The organism is Streptomyces sp. NPDC053076 (genome assembly GCF_044546845.1).
In the GTDB taxonomy this organism is placed as follows: Bacteria; Actinomycetota; Actinomycetes; order Streptomycetales; family Streptomycetaceae; genus Streptomyces.
The window spans coordinates 222734-236719 of record NZ_JBITZL010000006.1 but is presented as its reverse complement, the minus strand read 5'-3'; the positions used below and the strand labels follow the sequence as shown (position 1 = coordinate 236719).

General features: G+C 66.7%; 24 protein-coding genes. 1 reads left to right on the top strand and 23 read right to left on the bottom strand.

Annotation, left to right across the window (positions count from 1 at the left end; all coding sequences use genetic code 11):
* Positions 1–72 precede the first annotated feature (72 nt).
* Entirely contained in the window at positions 73–948 is an 876-nt protein-coding gene (locus ACIGYR_RS25085) for a hypothetical protein (RefSeq protein ID WP_391839822.1), read from the top strand.
* 87 nt (positions 949–1035) lie between these two features.
* Here ACIGYR_RS25085 and truA read toward each other — a convergent pair whose 3' ends face one another.
* From truA to rplP, 23 genes are all read right to left on the bottom strand, one after another.
* Positions 1036–1899 (bottom strand): tRNA pseudouridine(38-40) synthase TruA, encoded by an 864-nt coding sequence (gene truA / locus ACIGYR_RS25080; RefSeq protein WP_399596924.1) that lies wholly within the window; start codon positions 1897–1899, stop codon positions 1036–1038.
* Positions 1900–2040: 141 nt separating this feature from the next.
* Positions 2041–2541: a 50S ribosomal protein L17 gene (gene rplQ, locus ACIGYR_RS25075; RefSeq protein ID WP_391839818.1), complete on the bottom strand. Its 501-nt coding sequence runs from the start codon at positions 2539–2541 to the stop codon at positions 2041–2043.
* 172 nt (positions 2542–2713) lie between these two features.
* On the bottom strand, positions 2714–3736 hold the full coding sequence (locus ACIGYR_RS25070; RefSeq protein WP_003966937.1) for a DNA-directed RNA polymerase subunit alpha: 1023 nt from the start codon (positions 3734–3736) through the stop codon (positions 2714–2716).
* Positions 3737–3919: 183 nt separating this feature from the next.
* Entirely contained in the window at positions 3920–4324 is a 405-nt protein-coding gene (rpsK, locus tag ACIGYR_RS25065; RefSeq protein WP_003956432.1) for a 30S ribosomal protein S11, read from the bottom strand.
* 65 nt (positions 4325–4389) lie between these two features.
* Entirely contained in the window at positions 4390–4770 is a 381-nt protein-coding gene (gene rpsM / locus ACIGYR_RS25060) for a 30S ribosomal protein S13 (protein ID WP_009300593.1), read from the bottom strand.
* A gap of 192 nt (positions 4771–4962) precedes the next feature.
* On the bottom strand, positions 4963–5076 hold the full coding sequence (gene rpmJ / locus ACIGYR_RS25055; RefSeq protein ID WP_003998809.1) for a 50S ribosomal protein L36: 114 nt from the start codon (positions 5074–5076) through the stop codon (positions 4963–4965).
* Between the two features lie 59 nt (positions 5077–5135).
* Complete coding sequence (gene infA, locus ACIGYR_RS25050) at positions 5136–5357, bottom strand: translation initiation factor IF-1 (protein WP_003948620.1); 222 nt, start codon at positions 5355–5357, stop codon at positions 5136–5138.
* A gap of 161 nt (positions 5358–5518) precedes the next feature.
* A complete protein-coding gene (map, locus tag ACIGYR_RS25045; protein ID WP_399596916.1) occupies positions 5519–6355 on the bottom strand; it encodes a type I methionyl aminopeptidase in 837 nt (278 codons plus the stop codon).
* 99 nt (positions 6356–6454) lie between these two features.
* On the bottom strand, positions 6455–7117 hold the full coding sequence (locus tag ACIGYR_RS25040) for an adenylate kinase (protein WP_391839814.1): 663 nt from the start codon (positions 7115–7117) through the stop codon (positions 6455–6457).
* Complete coding sequence (secY, locus tag ACIGYR_RS25035) at positions 7117–8430, bottom strand: preprotein translocase subunit SecY (RefSeq protein ID WP_391839812.1); 1314 nt, start codon at positions 8428–8430, stop codon at positions 7117–7119. Before secY ends, ACIGYR_RS25040 begins: the two co-directional genes overlap by 1 nt.
* A gap of 233 nt (positions 8431–8663) precedes the next feature.
* Entirely contained in the window at positions 8664–9119 is a 456-nt protein-coding gene (gene rplO, locus ACIGYR_RS25030) for a 50S ribosomal protein L15 (RefSeq protein WP_003974249.1), read from the bottom strand.
* A gap of 2 nt (positions 9120–9121) precedes the next feature.
* On the bottom strand, positions 9122–9304 hold the full coding sequence (gene rpmD / locus ACIGYR_RS25025) for a 50S ribosomal protein L30 (protein WP_003974250.1): 183 nt from the start codon (positions 9302–9304) through the stop codon (positions 9122–9124).
* Between the two features lie 2 nt (positions 9305–9306).
* Entirely contained in the window at positions 9307–9912 is a 606-nt protein-coding gene (rpsE, locus tag ACIGYR_RS25020) for a 30S ribosomal protein S5 (protein ID WP_003992370.1), read from the bottom strand.
* Between the two features lie 39 nt (positions 9913–9951).
* Positions 9952–10335: a 50S ribosomal protein L18 gene (gene rplR / locus ACIGYR_RS25015; RefSeq protein WP_073901437.1), complete on the bottom strand. Its 384-nt coding sequence runs from the start codon at positions 10333–10335 to the stop codon at positions 9952–9954.
* A 3-nt stretch (positions 10336–10338) separates the two neighbouring features.
* Positions 10339–10878: a 50S ribosomal protein L6 gene (gene rplF / locus ACIGYR_RS25010; RefSeq protein WP_067299853.1), complete on the bottom strand. Its 540-nt coding sequence runs from the start codon at positions 10876–10878 to the stop codon at positions 10339–10341.
* Positions 10879–10902: 24 nt separating this feature from the next.
* A complete protein-coding gene (gene rpsH / locus ACIGYR_RS25005) occupies positions 10903–11301 on the bottom strand; it encodes a 30S ribosomal protein S8 (RefSeq protein ID WP_007384075.1) in 399 nt (132 codons plus the stop codon).
* Between the two features lie 212 nt (positions 11302–11513).
* Positions 11514–11699 (bottom strand): type Z 30S ribosomal protein S14, encoded by a 186-nt coding sequence (locus ACIGYR_RS25000; RefSeq protein ID WP_003948630.1) that lies wholly within the window; start codon positions 11697–11699, stop codon positions 11514–11516.
* 5 nt (positions 11700–11704) lie between these two features.
* A complete protein-coding gene (rplE, locus tag ACIGYR_RS24995; protein ID WP_015658460.1) occupies positions 11705–12262 on the bottom strand; it encodes a 50S ribosomal protein L5 in 558 nt (185 codons plus the stop codon).
* Positions 12262–12585, bottom strand: coding sequence for a 50S ribosomal protein L24 (rplX, locus tag ACIGYR_RS24990; RefSeq protein WP_018543913.1), 324 nt, complete (start codon positions 12583–12585; stop codon positions 12262–12264). Before rplX ends, rplE begins: the two co-directional genes overlap by 1 nt.
* 2 nt (positions 12586–12587) lie before the next feature.
* Positions 12588–12956 (bottom strand): 50S ribosomal protein L14, encoded by a 369-nt coding sequence (gene rplN, locus ACIGYR_RS24985; protein WP_003998823.1) that lies wholly within the window; start codon positions 12954–12956, stop codon positions 12588–12590.
* A 98-nt stretch (positions 12957–13054) separates the two neighbouring features.
* On the bottom strand, positions 13055–13339 hold the full coding sequence (rpsQ, locus tag ACIGYR_RS24980; RefSeq protein ID WP_014674375.1) for a 30S ribosomal protein S17: 285 nt from the start codon (positions 13337–13339) through the stop codon (positions 13055–13057).
* Positions 13339–13563: a 50S ribosomal protein L29 gene (gene rpmC, locus ACIGYR_RS24975; RefSeq protein WP_003974259.1), complete on the bottom strand. Its 225-nt coding sequence runs from the start codon at positions 13561–13563 to the stop codon at positions 13339–13341. Before rpmC ends, rpsQ begins: the two co-directional genes overlap by 1 nt.
* Positions 13563–13982, bottom strand: a complete 420-nt coding sequence (rplP, locus tag ACIGYR_RS24970) for a 50S ribosomal protein L16 (RefSeq protein ID WP_004927269.1) — start codon at positions 13980–13982, stop codon at positions 13563–13565. The genes rpmC and rplP overlap by 1 nt, the downstream gene beginning before the upstream one ends.
* Positions 13983–13986 lie beyond the last annotated feature (4 nt).

The following is a 13986-nucleotide window of genomic DNA, read 5'->3' as shown; positions in this document are numbered from 1 at the left end:
TGTCGACGGACAAACAAGGCATGCCGCCGGACGCGGCCCTGCACACTCCACCCCCCGTCTAAGATGCGCCCCATGAGTTACGGGCAGGGGGGACCCCAGTCGCAGTGGGATCCCTGGAAACCGAATTCCCAGCAGCCCTGGAGCGGCGGAGCCGACGACGGGTCTCCTGACTGGGCCGCGCTCGCCGAGGCATCGGAGACGCGGAACAAGCGCCGCAAGCTGCTGTTCCTGGCCGGCGGCGCGCTCGCCACGGTCGCGATAGGCACCGCGGTCGCGATGGCCGTCGTCTCCGCGAACGGCGGCGATCCACAGGCCGCGCCCAGCGACCTGCCCGCCAGCGCCTCGCTGCCGGGCTCCGCCACCGCGACGCCGTCCTTCGCGCCCACCAGCGCCCCGCCGCCACTGGACCCCAAGGACTTCATCTCCAGCGCCAAGAAGGACACCGCCCCGCTCAGCCCGGGCACCCTGTTCCCGGGCACCCAGCTGACCGTGGGCGACACCGTGTACAAGAAGGGCCCGACGGCCGACACCAAGAGCTGCGCCACCGCCGCCGGCGGCACTCTGCCCAAGGCCCTCACCGCCAACGACTGCACCCGCCTGATGCGCGCCACCTACACCAAGGGTGACATCGCTGTCACCGTCGGCGTCGCCGTCTTCGACACCGCGGCCCAGGCGACCAAGGCCAAGGCCCAGACCGACGACAGGAGCATCGTGCGCTCCCTGTTCGGCAAGAGCGTCAAGCCCTTCTGCGACGGCGCGTTCTGCCGCTCCACGCGGAACGCCTACGGCCGCTACGCCTACTTCACGGTCTCCGGCTTCACCACCGGCAAGGACGTCACCAAGCAGGACACCAAGGTCTTCGACGTCGGCAACGACCTGGCGCAGTTCACCGTCAACCAGATCTACCGCCGCGGACAGGCCCAGGCATCCGCCGCGGCCGGCCAGTAGCGGGAGGGCACGGGGCCGCCCCGCGGGACGGGCGGCCGCGACCAGCATTGAGGGGCGGCCCCGACCAGCAGCCGGCGGGGGGCGGCCCTAACAGGTGGCGCAGCCCGACGCCAGAGGAAGCGAGCGCTTGTTCCGCGCCTCCTTGTTCCGGGCCGCCAGCAGCTCGTCGGCGGGGTAGCCGACCTGCTCCAGGGTCAGCCCGTGCGGCCGTACGACGTGCACGGCGGAGTCCCGGACCCCCGCGGCCAGCACCTTCCCGGGCCACTGCGGTCCGCGGTGCCCGTCCCCGACGAACAGCAGCGCGCCGATCAGCGACCGCACCATGTTGTGGCAGAAGGCGTCGGCGCGGACGGTGGCGGTGATGACCCCGTCACCGCCCCGGACCAGGCTCAGCTCCTGGAGCGTGCGGATCGTGGTCGCCCCCTCCCGCCTCTTGCAGTAGGCGGCGAAGTCGTGCTCCCCGAGCAGCGCCCGGGCGGCCTCGTTCATGGCGTCCACGTCGAGCGGCCAGTCGTGCCAGAGCACATGCCCGCGCAGCAGCGGGTCCACCCCGCCGGGGTCGTCGGTGACGCGGTACGCGTAGCGCCGCCAGATCGCCGAGAACCGGGCGTTGAAGCCGGCCGGCGCCTCGGTGAGCCGCCACACCCGCACGTCCTTCGGCAGCCGCCCGGCGAGCCGCTTGAGCAGCTTCTCCTGGTGCTCCGCCCACAGCTCGACGGGCAGATCCACATGGGCCACCTGCCCCCGCGCGTGCACCCCGGCGTCGGTACGCCCGGCCACGGTCAGCTCGTACGTCTCCTTCGACCGTGTCACCGTGCGCAGGGCGTCCTCGATCTCCCCCTGCACGGTCCGCCTGCCGCCGGCCTGCTTGGCCCAGCCGTGGAAGTCGGTGCCGTCGTAGGAGAGGTCGAGGCGGATGCGTACGTGACCGGGTGCTGCTTCATCACTCACAGGGAGATCCTCTCAGGTGCACGAAAGCGGGCCCGCTCCTGCGACAGGAACGGGCCCGCAACGCCCTCAAGGGGCGCGGGGAACCGCGCGCGCGACCGCGGCTGAGCCGCAGCCGCCGACGCACAGCCCCCGGCAGAACGCTTACGCGTCCTTCGACTCCTCGGCGGGAGCCTCGGCGGCCTCGGTCTCCTCGACCTTGGTCTCCTCGGCCTTGGCCTCGTCGGACTCCTTGACCGCACGCTTGGTGGCGGCCTCGGCCTCGCCCACGGCGTTCTGCTGCACCGTCAGCGCCTCGACCAGCTCGATGACGGCCATGGGCGCGTTGTCGCCACGGCGGTTACCGATCTTGGTGATGCGGGTGTAGCCACCGGGACGGTTCTCGTACCGCGGGCCGATCTCGGTGAAGAGCGTGTGGACGATGCTCTTGTCCGTGATGACCTGGAGCACCTGACGGCGGTTGTGAAGGTCGCCCTTCTTCGCCTTGGTGACCAGACGCTCGGCGTACGGACGCAGCTTGCGCGCCTTCGCCTCGGTGGTGGTGATACGACCGTGCTCGAAAAGGCTCTTCGCGAGGTTCGCGAGGAGGAGCTTCTCGTGCGCGGCGCTGCCGCCCAGACGGGCACCCTTGGTGGGCCTCGGCATAGTGATTCTCCTAGGTGTCTGCCCCGGCCGTATCAGGTACCGGAGTCAGTATCCGAGCAGGCGGTCGCCCGTCGGAGATCCAGGCCCCCGAAGGGGCCTGGAAGGGGCGCGGGGACCTGCGCGACCGGCCACAGCCGGTGCGCAGACGCAGTACGGCCTCCCCGCGGAGCGCTCAGTACTGCTCGGTCTCCACGAAACCGGCGTCCGCGTCGTCGTCGGCACCGAAGGCGTCGGCGGCGGCGGTCGGGTCGAATCCGGGCGGGCTGTCCTTGAGGGCCAGGCCCATGCCGGCCAGCTTCGCCTTGACCTCGTCGATCGACTTGGCACCGAAGTTGCGGATGTCGAGAAGGTCGGCCTCCGAGCGGGCGACGAGCTCACCCACGGAGTGGATGCCCTCACGCTTGAGGCAGTTGTAGGAGCGGACCGTGAGCTCCAGCTCCTCGATCGGCAGCGCGAGGTCGGCGGCCAGGGCGGCGTCCGTGGGGGACGGGCCCATGTCGATGCCCTCGGCGTCGATATTGAGTTCACGCGCCAGACCGAACAGCTCGACCAGGGTCTTACCGGCCGACGCCATGGCGTCACGGGGACGCATGGCCTGCTTGGTCTCGACGTCGACGATCAGCTTGTCGAAGTCGGTGCGCTGCTCGACACGCGTGGCCTCGACCTTGTAGGTGACCTTGAGAACCGGCGAGTAGATGGAGTCGACCGGGATACGGCCGATCTCCTGGCCCACCTGCTTGTTCTGCACGGCGGAGACGTAGCCGCGACCGCGCTCGACGGTCAGCTCCATCTCCAGCTTGCCCTTGCCGTTGAGCGTGGCGAGGACGAGGTCGGGGTTATGCACCTCGACACCGGCCGGGGGCGCGATGTCGGCGGCGGTGACCAGACCCGGGCCCTGCTTGCGCAGGTACATCACGACCGGCTCGTCGTGCTCCGAGGAGACGACCAGCTGCTTGATGTTGAGGATCAGGTCGGTGACGTCCTCCTTGACGCCCGGCACGGTGGTGAACTCGTGCAGCACGCCGTCGATCCGGATGCTGGTGACAGCAGCGCCGGGGATCGAGGACAGGAGGGTACGGCGGAGGGAGTTGCCGAGGGTGTAGCCGAAGCCCGGCTCCAGCGGCTCGATCACGAACCGGGAGCGGAACTCGTCGACGACCTCTTCGGTCAACGAGGGACGCTGAGCGATCAGCATGTGTGGATCAGATCCTTCTTTCGTGGACGCCCGCTATTTGACGCCCGACGGAAACCGCACCTGTGAGAAATGCGGGTACTGCAAGGGTACGGGCGGCACGTCTCGAAAGAGCCGTACCGCCCGACGCTCTGTGCGGGGGAATACCCCCACACCCCCTGTACTGCTCGGTGAAGCAGCCGTGCGTCAGACGCGGCGGCGCTTCGGCGGGCGGCAGCCGTTGTGCGGGGTCGGGGTGACGTCCTGGATGGAGCCGACCTCGAGGCCCGTGGCCTGCAGGGAGCGGATCGCGGTCTCACGACCGGAACCCGGGCCCTTGACGAACACGTCGACCTTGCGCATGCCGTGCTCCTGAGCGCGGCGGGCAGCCGACTCGGCGGCCATCTGCGCGGCGAACGGCGTGGACTTCCGGGAACCCTTGAAGCCGACGTGGCCGGCGGAGGCCCAGGAGATCACGTTGCCGGACGGGTCCGTGATCGACACGATCGTGTTGTTGAACGTGCTCTTGATGTGCGCGTGGCCGTGAGCGACGTTCTTCTTTTCCTTGCGGCGCACCTTCTTGGCAGCGCCCTGACGTCCCTTGGGGGGCATCTACTAACTCCTACGGGAGGTGGTCGGTCCTACAGCGAAGACCGTGGACAGAGGTCCGCTGCGGACTACTTCTTGCCCGGCTTCTTCTTGCCGGCGATGGCGCGACGCGGGCCCTTGCGGGTACGAGCGTTGGTGCTGGTGCGCTGACCGCGGACGGGCAGACCGCGACGGTGACGGAGACCCTGGTAGCAGCCGATCTCGACCTTGCGGCGGATGTCGGCCTGGATCTCGCGACGGAGGTCACCCTCGGTCTTGATGTTGTTGTCGACGTACTCGCGGATCGCGACCAGCTGCTCTTCGCTCAGGTCACGGACGCGGGTGTTCGGGTCGACGCCGGTCGCAGCCAGCGTCTCCTTCGAGAGGGTCCGGCCGATGCCGAACACGTAGGTGAGGGCGACCTCCACGCGCTTTTCGCGCGGGATGTCAACACCGGAAACGCGTGCCATTCAATGGCTCCTGGTGAATCTTCGGAGGTCTTCCACAGAACCGGGCCCCGGCCGCCGTACTAGGTACGAACCGGGTCCCCGGCCTCCGAACCGGGGGTGTCGAGCCGCCTGGCTCGGGTTCTGCGTATGAACATATTCAGCTCGCGTCGCGCGAAACTCTGCGATAGAGGTGCAGAGGGTGATGGTCGTGCGTCAGCCCTGGCGCTGCTTGTGGCGCGGGTTCTCGCAGATGACCATGACCCGGCCGTGACGGCGGATCACCCTGCACTTGTCGCAGATCTTCTTGACGCTCGGCTTGACCTTCATTGGTGAGGTTCTCCGGGTCAGTGCCATCGCTCCGGGCGGGCCCGGGGCGCGGGCAAGATCTACTTGTACCGGTAGACGATCCGGCCACGAGTCAGGTCGTACGGAGACAGCTCCACCACGACCCGGTCGTCAGGGAGGATGCGGATGTAGTGCATACGCATCTTGCCGCTGATGTGTGCCAGGACCTGGTGGCCGTTCTGGAGCTCGACCTTGAACATGGCGTTCGGAAGAGACTCGACGACAGTGCCCTCGATCTCGATGGCACCTTGCTTCTTGGCCACGCTTCGCCCTTCGAATCGACTACCTTGATCGACTCTCTTACCTGCCACAGGGGCAGGTGCGAGCGCATGCAGACATGCGGGTGCACGAGAGCCGACGAGTCAGTCTACGTCGGCGCACCTGGAAAGGCGAATCGAGAGAGTCTGCCCCAAGGGAGTGATCCCTAAGCCAGCGGGTCGGGAGCGGCCGTGATGCCGTACTCGGCGAGCTTGGCCCTGCCGCCGTCCGGAGCCGTCAGGACCAGCGGGCCCTCCGCCGTCAGGGCCACCGAATGTTCCCAGTGGGAGGACCAGGTGCCGTCGGTCGTGATGACCGTCCAGTCGTCGGAGAGCACCTCGGTCCTCGGGGTGCCGAGGGAGACCATCGGCTCGATGGCGAGGCAGAAGCCGGGGATCAGCTTGGGGCCCTTGCCGCGGCGGCGGTCGACGTAGTTCAGCAGGTGCGGGTCCATGTGCATCTCGGTGCCGATGCCGTGGCCGCCGTAGTCCTCGATGATCCCGTACTTGCCGCCGCCCGGCTTCGGCTGGCGGCGGATGTAGGTCTCGATCGCCCGGGAGATGTCGACCAGGCGGTTGCCCTGCTTCATGGCCGCGATGCCGGCCCACATCGACTCCTCGGTCACCCGGGACAGCTCGATGAGCTCCGGGGCGTGACCGGAGCCCACGAAGGCCGTGTAGGCGGCGTCACCGTGCCAGCCGTCGACGATCGCGCCGCAGTCGATGGAGATGACGTCGCCGTCCTTGAGGACGACGTCGTCGGAGGGGATGCCGTGGACGACGACGTCGTTCACGGAGGTGCAGATGGTGGCGGGGAAACCGCCGTACCCCAGGAAGTTCGACTTCGCACCGTGCTCGGCGAGCACCTTGCGGGCCACCTCGTCCAGATCCCTGGTGGTGGCGCCGGGGACGGCGGCTTCCCGCGTGGCCGCGTGGATGGCGGCTACGACCAGGCCCGCCGCCCGCATCTTCGCGATCTGCTCGGGGGTCTTGATCTGCACCATGGGGGCCTGCGCTCTCCGTCACTCACGTCGACTGGGATACCTGTACAACAGTACGGCCGCGGCGCCCCCGGAGGGCACCGCGGCCGGAAGGACCGGGAACTACTTCTCGGCCTTCTCGCGCTTGAGGGCCTCCAGCGCCCGCCGCGTGATCTCGTCCACCGGACCCAGGGCGGAGATCGTCACGACCAGGCCCTGCGCCTTGTAGTAGTCGATGATCGGCTCGGTCTGCGTGTGGTAGACCTCCAGCCGCTTGCGCACGGTGTCCTCGGAGTCGTCGTCGCGCTGGTACAGCTCGCCGCCGCAGACGTCACAGACGTCCTCCTGCTTCGGCTTGCTGTAGGTGACGTGGAAGACGTGCGAGGAGTCGTTGCGGCAGATACGCCGGCCGGCGATCCGCTTGACGACCTCGTCCTCGGGGACCTCGAGATCCAGGACGGCGTCCAGCGTGATGCCCTCGGACTGCAGCAGCTGGTCCAGCGCCTCCGCCTGCGAGACGTTCCGCGGGAAGCCGTCCAGCAGGAAGCCGTTCACCGCGTCCGGCTGCTCCATGCGGTCCTTGGCCATCGCGATGGTGACCTCGTCGGGGACGAGGTTGCCGGCGTCCATGTAGGACTTCGCGAGCTTGCCCAGCTCCGTCTGGCGACTGATGTTGGCGCGGAACAGGTCGCCCGTGGAGATGTGCGGAATGCCCAGCTTCTCTGCGAGCCGGACGGCCTGCGTTCCCTTACCGGCACCCGGCGGCCCGACGAGGACGATACGCATCAGCGGAGGAACCCTTCGTAATTGCGCTGCTGGAGCTGGCTCTCGATCTGCTTCACCGTCTCGAGGCCGACACCCACGATGATGAGGATGCTGGTCCCGCCGAAGGGGAAGTTCTGGCTTGCCCCAAAGCCCACCAACGCCATTGTCGGTACGAGAGCGATCAGGCCCAGATACAGCGAACCCGGCCAGGTGATCCGGTTGAGCACGTAGCTCAGGTACTCAGCGGTCGGTCGGCCAGCCCGGATGCCCGGGATGAAGCCACCATACTTCTTCATGTTGTCGGCTACTTCCTCGGGGTTGAAGGAGATAGCGACGTAGAAGAAGGCGAAGAAAACGATGAGCAAGAAGTACGTAACGATGTAAATCGGGTGGTCGCCCTTGGTGAGGTTCTGCTCGACCCAGGTCTTCCAGCCCGATTTGCCTCCCGCGAACTGCGCCACGAGCGCCGGGATGTAGAGCAGCGAAGAGGCGAAGATGACGGGAATCACACCCGCCTGGTTCACCTTCAACGGGATGTACGTGGACGTACCGCCGTAGGACCGGCGGCCGATCATGCGCTTCGCGTACTGCACCGGAATGCGGCGCTGGGCCTGCTCGACGAAGACGACCAGCGCGACCATGATCAGGCCCACCGCGATGACGGTGCCGAACTCGATCCAGCCGCCGGCCAGGGTGCCCTGCTTCTTGATGGCCCACAGCGCGGACGGGAAGGTCGCGGCGATCGAGATGAACATCAGGATCGACATGCCGTTGCCGATGCCGCGGTCGGTGATCAGCTCACCGAGCCACATCACGACGGCCGTACCCGCGGTCATGCAGATGACCATGGTGATGGTGGTGAAGATCGCCGGGTCGGGGACGATCTGGTTCGCCACCGAGCAGGTGCCGAACAGGGCGCCGCTGCGGGCGGTGGCCACCAGGCCGGTGCCCTGAAGGATGGCCAGCGCCACGGTCAGGTACCGGGTGTACTGCGTGATCTTGGCAGTACCGGCCTGTCCCTCCTTCTTGAGCGCTTCCAGACGCGGGATCACGACCGTCAGCAGCTGCAGGATGATGCTGGCCGTGATGTACGGCATGATCCCGAGCGCGAAGATCGTAATCTGCAGCAGCGCACCACCGCTGAACATGTTGACCAGCCCGAACAGACCCTGGTTACCGGAGGCCTCACGGACACACGTCTGGACGGCCTTGTAGTTGACGCCGGGGATCGGGATGTGAGTACCGACCCGGTAGACGACGATGATGGCCAGCGTGAAGAGCAGCTTCTTGCGCAGGTCGGGCGTCTTGAACGCCCGGGCGAACGCGGTGAGCACGGTGCCTCCTGCGACCCCCGCGCGACTGCGTCAAGGGTGACGGTCTTGAAGTTCGACGAATAGATAACGGACGACTGCCGCTCAGGGTGCCCCATGGGGACGCCCGGTGAAAGTAGGCAGTGCAAGCCACCTTACCGGCGAGAGCACCGCCCTAGGAACGACCAACCGGGGATACCCCTTTTGTGGGGTATCCCCGGTCGGGATCGTTCACGTCATCGAGGAGTCCGAAAGACTCAGACCAGCTCGGTGACCGTACCGCCGGCGGCGGTGATCTTCTCCTTGGCGGAGCCGGAGACGGCGTCGACCGTCACCTGCAGCGCCACCGAGATCTCGCCCTGGCCGAGGACCTTGACGAGGCTGTTCTTGCGAACGGCACCCTTGGCCACCAGACCCTCGACCGTGACCTCGCCACCCTCGGGGTAGAGCGCGGCCAGCTTGTCGAGGTTCACGACCTGGAACTCGGTCTTGAACGGGTTCTTGAAACCCTTCAGCTTCGGGAGACGCATGTGGAGCGGCATCTGGCCACCCTCGAAGCGCTCCGGAACCTGGTAGCGGGCCTTGGTGCCCTTGGTACCACGACCGGCCGTCTTACCCTTCGACGCCTCACCACGACCGACACGGGTCTTGGCGGTCTTGGCGCCCGGGGCGGGACGGAGGTTGTGGATCTTGAGCGGGTTGTTCTCCGCCATGATCAGTCGACCTCCTCGACCGTCACGAGGTGGCGGACGGTGTGCACCATGCCGCGGAACTCGGGACGATCCTCCTTGACGACCTGCGTGTTGATGCCCTTGAGACCAAGGGAGCGCAGGGTGTCGCGGTGGTTCTGCTTGCTGCCGATGTAGGACTTGACCTGCGTAATCTTCAGCTGCGCCATGATTACGCACCCGCCCCGGCACGTGCACGCAGCAGAGCCGCGGGGGCGACGTCCTCGAGCGGCAGACCACGGCGGGCCGCGATCTCCTCGGGACGCTGCAGGCCCTTCAGGGCCGCCACGGTCGCGTGCACGATGTTGATCGCGTTGTCGGAGCCGAGCGACTTCGACAGCACGTCGTGGATACCGGCGCACTCGAGCACGGCACGCACCGGACCACCGGCGATAACACCGGTACCCGGGGACGCGGGCTTGAGCAGCACGACGCCGGCAGCCTTCTCACCCTGGATGGGGTGCGGGATGGTGCCCTGGATACGGGGGACCTTGAAGAAGTGCTTCTTGGCCTCCTCAACACCCTTGGCGATGGCGGCCGGCACCTCCTTGGCCTTGCCGTAACCGACACCCACGGTGCCGTCACCATCGCCCACCACGACCAGCGCGGTGAAGCTGAAGCGACGACCACCCTTCACAACCTTGGCGACGCGGTTGATCGCGACAACGCGCTCAACGTACGCGGTCTTCTCGGCGGCAGCAGCGCCGCCGTCACGGCCCTTCCGGTCCCGCCGCTCGCCGCCACCGGCACCGCCACCGCGGCGCTGGGGTCCAGCCATTGGAATTACCTCTCTCTGTTTCCGCTAGCTACGGCAGGCTCAGAACTTGAGCCCGGCTTCGCGGGCGGCGTCCGCCAGGGCGGCGATGCGCCCGGCGTACTGGTTGCCACCACGGTCGAACACGACAGCCTCGACACCGGCGGCCTTGGCACGCTCGGCGACCAGGGCGCCGACCTGCTTGGCCTGCGAGGACTTGTCGCCCTCGCCACCGCGGACGGACGCGTCCAGGGTGGACGCGGACGCCAGGGTGTGGCCCTTGAGGTCGTCGATCACCTGCGCCACGATGTGGCGGTTGGAGCGGGTCACGACCAGACGGGGACGCTCCGCCGTACCGGAAAGGTTCTTGCGGATCCGGATGTGACGGCGCTTGATCGCGGCGCGCTTGTAGGCGTCGCCCTTGAGGATCTTCTGCCCGTATGCCATGGCTTACTTACCCGCCTTTCCGACCTTGCGGCGGATGACTTCGCCCTCGTACTTGACGCCCTTGGCCTTGTACGGGTCGGGCTTGCGCAGCTTGCGGATGTTGGCCGCAACCTCGCCGACCTTCTGCTTGTCGATGCCCTCGACCTGGAAGCGGGTCGGGGTCTCCACCTTGAAGGTGATGCCCTCGGGCGCCTCGACGACGATCGGGTGGCTGTAGCCGAGCGCGAACTCGAGGTTCGAGCCCTTGGCCGTCACGCGGTAACCGACACCGCTGATCTCGAGCTTCTTCACGTAACCCTGGGTCACGCCGGTGATCATGTTCGCCACCAGCGTGCGGGACAGGCCGTGGAGGGCCTTGTTCTGACGCTCGTCGTTCGGACGAGTGACGTTCAGAACGCCGTCCTCACCCTTGACGATGTCGATCGGCGCAACGACGGTGTGGGTCAGCGTGCCCTTGGGGCCCTTGACCGAGACCGTACGGCCGTCGATGGTGACGTCCACGCCGGCGGGAACCGTGATGGGGAGCTTGCCAATACGCGACATAGCTGTTTCCTCCGTTCCCTTCCGTTACCAGACGTAGGCGAGGACTTCCCCACCCACGCCCTTCTTGCCGGCCTGCTTGTCGGTGAGGAGCCCGTGCGACGTGGAGATGATCGCCACGCCGAGGCCACCCAGCACCTTGGGCAGGTTGGTGGACTTCGCGTACACCCGGAGACCGGGCTTGGAGATCCGCTTGATCCCCGCGATGGAGCGCTCACGGTTCGGGCCGAACTTCAGCTCGAGAACGAGGTTCTTGCCGACCTCGGCGTCCTCGACCTTCCAGCCCGTGATGAAGCCCTCCTGCTGGAGGATCTCCGCGATGTGAGACTTGATCTTCGATGCCGGCATCGTCACGGAGTCGTGGTATGCCGAGTTCGCGTTCCGCAGACGCGTAAGCATGTCTGCGATCGGATCAGTCATGGTCATGAATTGGCCTTCGGCCTCTCTCGCCGGGGTTTCCTGGTGCGCCATCCCTCTCCCCGATCCGAGACGGGGCGGGTGCGGCGCGGTGGACCTACGGCGTAGTAAGTCGTACGGGCGCGGCAGGCGCCCAACCCCACAAGCCTACGGCATGTGGTGAAGGGCCCCTGCCGACCCAGATGCTTACCGAGAGCTTCAGGAATCCCTTGTTACGGGGATTACCAGGAGCTCTTGGTCACGCCCGGCAGCTCGCCACGGTGAGCCATCTCACGAAGGCACACGCGGCAGAGGCCGAACTTGCGGTACACGGAGTGCGGACGACCGCAGCGCTGGCAGCGGGTGTAGCCGCGCACACCGAACTTGGGCTTGCGAGCAGCCTTAGCGATCAGAGCCTTCTTCGCCATCTCGCTCACGCCTCCTTGAAGGGGAAGCCGAGGTGACGAAGGAGCGCACGGCCCTCAGCGTCGTTGGTCGCCGTGGTCACCACGGTGATGTCCATACCCCGGGTGCGGTCGATCTTGTCCTGGTCGATCTCGTGGAACATGACCTGCTCCGTGAGACCGAAGGTGTAGTTGCCACGGCCGTCGAACTGCTTGGGGGACAGGCCGCGGAAGTCGCGGATGCGCGGCAGCGCGAGCGACAGGGTGCGGTCCAGGAACTCCCACATGCGGTCGCCACGAAGCGTGACGTGGGCACCGATCGGCTGGCCCTCACGCAGCTTGAACTGCGCGATGGACTTGCGGGCCTTGGTGACGGCCGGCTTCTGACCGGTGATGGTGGTCAGGTCGCGGATCGCGCCCTCGATCAGCTTCGAGTCACGGGCGGCGTCGCCGACACCCATGTTGACCACGATCTTGACGAGGCCGGGAACCTGCATGACGTTCTCGTACTTGAACTCGTCACGCAGCTTGCCCGCGATCTCTTCGCGGTACTTCGTCTTGAGACGCGGAGTGGTGGTGGTAGCCATCAGATGTCCTCACCCGTCCGCTTGGCAACGCGGATCTTGTTGCCCTCGTCGTCGAAGCGGTAACCGACACGCGTGACAACCTTGTTGCCGTCCTTCTCAACGACCAGCTGGACGTTGGAGACGTGGATCGGCGCCTCGGTCGTGACGATGCCGCCGGCCTGCGAACCGCTGGCGGTCGGGCCGGCCTTGGTGTGCTTCTTGACCCGGTTGACACCCTCGACCAGGACACGCTCGTCGCGCGGGTAAGCGGCAATGACCTTGCCCTGCTTGCCCTTGTCCTTACCGGTGATGACCTGGACCAGGTCGCCCTTCTTGATCTTCATGCTTACAGCACCTCCGGCGCGAGCGAGATGATCTTCATGAACTTCTTCTCGCGCAGCTCACGGCCGACGGGGCCGAAGATACGGGTGCCGCGAGGGTCGCCGTCGTTCTTCAGAATGACGGCGGCGTTCTCGTCGAAGCGAATGTACGAGCCGTCCGGACGGCGGCGCTCCTTGACGGTGCGAACGATGACCGCCTTGACGACGTCACCCTTCTTCACGTTGCCACCGGGGATCGCGTCCTTGACGGTGGCGACGATGACGTCACCGATGCCCGCGTAGCGGCGACCGGAGCCACCGAGCACACGGATGCAAAGGATTTCCTTCGCACCAGTGTTGTCGGCGACGCGCAGTCGCGACTCCTGCTGGATCACGTCTATCTCCTGATCGTCTGCCGGTTCCCGGCAGGGGCCTCAGAGCGAGGGCCCCTGCCGAGCCTGGCGGAACTGACCTGCGGGTTTGCCCGCAGGAATTACTTGGCCTTCTCGAGGATCTCGACGACGCGCCAGCGCTTCGTCGCGGACAGCGGCCGGGTCTCCATGAGGAGGACGCGGTCGCCGACACCCGCGGCGTTCTGCTCGTCGTGGGCCTTGAGCTTGTTCGTACGGCGGATGACCTTGCCGTACAGCGCGTGCTTCACACGGTCCTCGACAGCGACGACGACGGTCTTGTCCATCTTGTCGCTGACGACGAGACCCTCACGGGTCTTACGGAAGCCACGGGCTTCGGTGTTCTCAGTCACGTTGCTCTCGCTCATCAGGCGCTCTCCACCGTCTCGATGCCCAGCTCGCGCTCACGCATCAGGGTGTAGATCCGCGCGATGTCCTTACGGACGGCCTTCAGCCGACCGTGGTTCTCGAGCTGACCGGTCGCCGCCTGGAAGCGGAGGTTGAACAGCTCTTCCTTGGCCTCGCGGAGCTTCGCCAGAAGCTCCTCGTTGCCCAGCTCGCGCAGCTCGGACGCCTTGGTACCGGCCGACATCACGCTTCACCTGCCTCGCGCTTGACGATCCGGCACTTCATCGGCAGCTTGTGGGCCGCACGGGTCAGCGCCTCACGGGCGATCTTCTCGTTGGGGTAGGACAGCTCGAACATGACCCGACCCGGGTGCACGTTCGCGATCCACCACTCCGGAGAACCCTTACCGGAACCCATGCGGGTCTCGGCAGGCTTCTTCGTGAGCGGGCGGTCCGGGTAGATGTTGATCCAGACCTTGCCGCCACGCTTGATGTGGCGGGTCATGGCGATACGGGCCGCCTCGATCTGGCGGTTGGTCACGTACGCCGGCGTGAGGGCCTGGATGCCGTACTCGCCGAACGCAACCGTCGTACCGCCCTTGGCCTGACCACGGCGCTTCGGGTGGTGCTGCTTGCGGTGCTTGACCCTACGGGGGATCAGCATTTCG

Excerpts from the sequence above, each read along its gene's own strand:
- rpmD (WP_003974250.1), bottom strand. The coding sequence starts at position 9,304 with ATGGCGCAGCTGAAGATTACGCAGGTCAAGTCCTACATCGGCAGCAAG.
- rplE (WP_015658460.1), bottom strand. The coding sequence starts at position 12,262 with ATGGCTACCACCACCACTCCGCGTCTCAAGACGAAGTACCGCGAAGAG.
- ACIGYR_RS25000 (WP_003948630.1), bottom strand. The coding sequence starts at position 11,699 with ATGGCGAAGAAGGCTCTGATCGCTAAGGCTGCTCGCAAGCCCAAGTTC.
- rplP (WP_004927269.1), bottom strand. The coding sequence starts at position 13,982 with ATGCTGATCCCCCGTAGGGTCAAGCACCGCAAGCAGCACCACCCGAAG.
- rpmJ (WP_003998809.1), bottom strand. The coding sequence starts at position 5,076 with ATGAAGGTCAAGCCGAGCGTCAAGAAGATCTGCGACAAGTGCAGGGTG.
- rpsQ (WP_014674375.1), bottom strand. The coding sequence starts at position 13,339 with ATGAGCGAGAGCAACGTGACTGAGAACACCGAAGCCCGTGGCTTCCGT.
- rpsK (WP_003956432.1), bottom strand. The coding sequence starts at position 4,324 with ATGCCCCCCAAGGGACGTCAGGGCGCTGCCAAGAAGGTGCGCCGCAAG.
- rplQ (WP_391839818.1), bottom strand. The coding sequence starts at position 2,541 with ATGCCGAGGCCCACCAAGGGTGCCCGTCTGGGCGGCAGCGCCGCGCAC.
- rplR (WP_073901437.1), bottom strand. The coding sequence starts at position 10,335 with ATGGCATACGGGCAGAAGATCCTCAAGGGCGACGCCTACAAGCGCGCC.
- rpmC (WP_003974259.1), bottom strand. The coding sequence starts at position 13,563 with ATGTCGGCCGGTACCAAGGCGTCCGAGCTGCGCGAGCTGGGCAACGAG.
- rplO (WP_003974249.1), bottom strand. The coding sequence starts at position 9,119 with ATGGCGGAGAACAACCCGCTCAAGATCCACAACCTCCGTCCCGCCCCG.
- rplX (WP_018543913.1), bottom strand. The coding sequence starts at position 12,585 with ATGAAGATCAAGAAGGGCGACCTGGTCCAGGTCATCACCGGTAAGGAC.
- ACIGYR_RS25070 (WP_003966937.1), bottom strand. The coding sequence starts at position 3,736 with ATGCTGATCGCTCAGCGTCCCTCGTTGACCGAAGAGGTCGTCGACGAG.
- rpsH (WP_007384075.1), bottom strand. The coding sequence starts at position 11,301 with ATGACCATGACTGATCCGATCGCAGACATGCTTACGCGTCTGCGGAAC.
- rplF (WP_067299853.1), bottom strand. The coding sequence starts at position 10,878 with ATGTCGCGTATTGGCAAGCTCCCCATCACGGTTCCCGCCGGCGTGGAC.
- ACIGYR_RS25040 (WP_391839814.1), bottom strand. The coding sequence starts at position 7,117 with ATGCGTATCGTCCTCGTCGGGCCGCCGGGTGCCGGTAAGGGAACGCAG.
- rpsE (WP_003992370.1), bottom strand. The coding sequence starts at position 9,912 with ATGGCTGGACCCCAGCGCCGCGGTGGCGGTGCCGGTGGCGGCGAGCGG.
- map (WP_399596916.1), bottom strand. The coding sequence starts at position 6,355 with ATGGTGCAGATCAAGACCCCCGAGCAGATCGCGAAGATGCGGGCGGCG.
- rpsM (WP_009300593.1), bottom strand. The coding sequence starts at position 4,770 with ATGGCACGCGTTTCCGGTGTTGACATCCCGCGCGAAAAGCGCGTGGAG.
- ACIGYR_RS25085 (WP_391839822.1), top strand. The coding sequence starts at position 73 with ATGAGTTACGGGCAGGGGGGACCCCAGTCGCAGTGGGATCCCTGGAAA.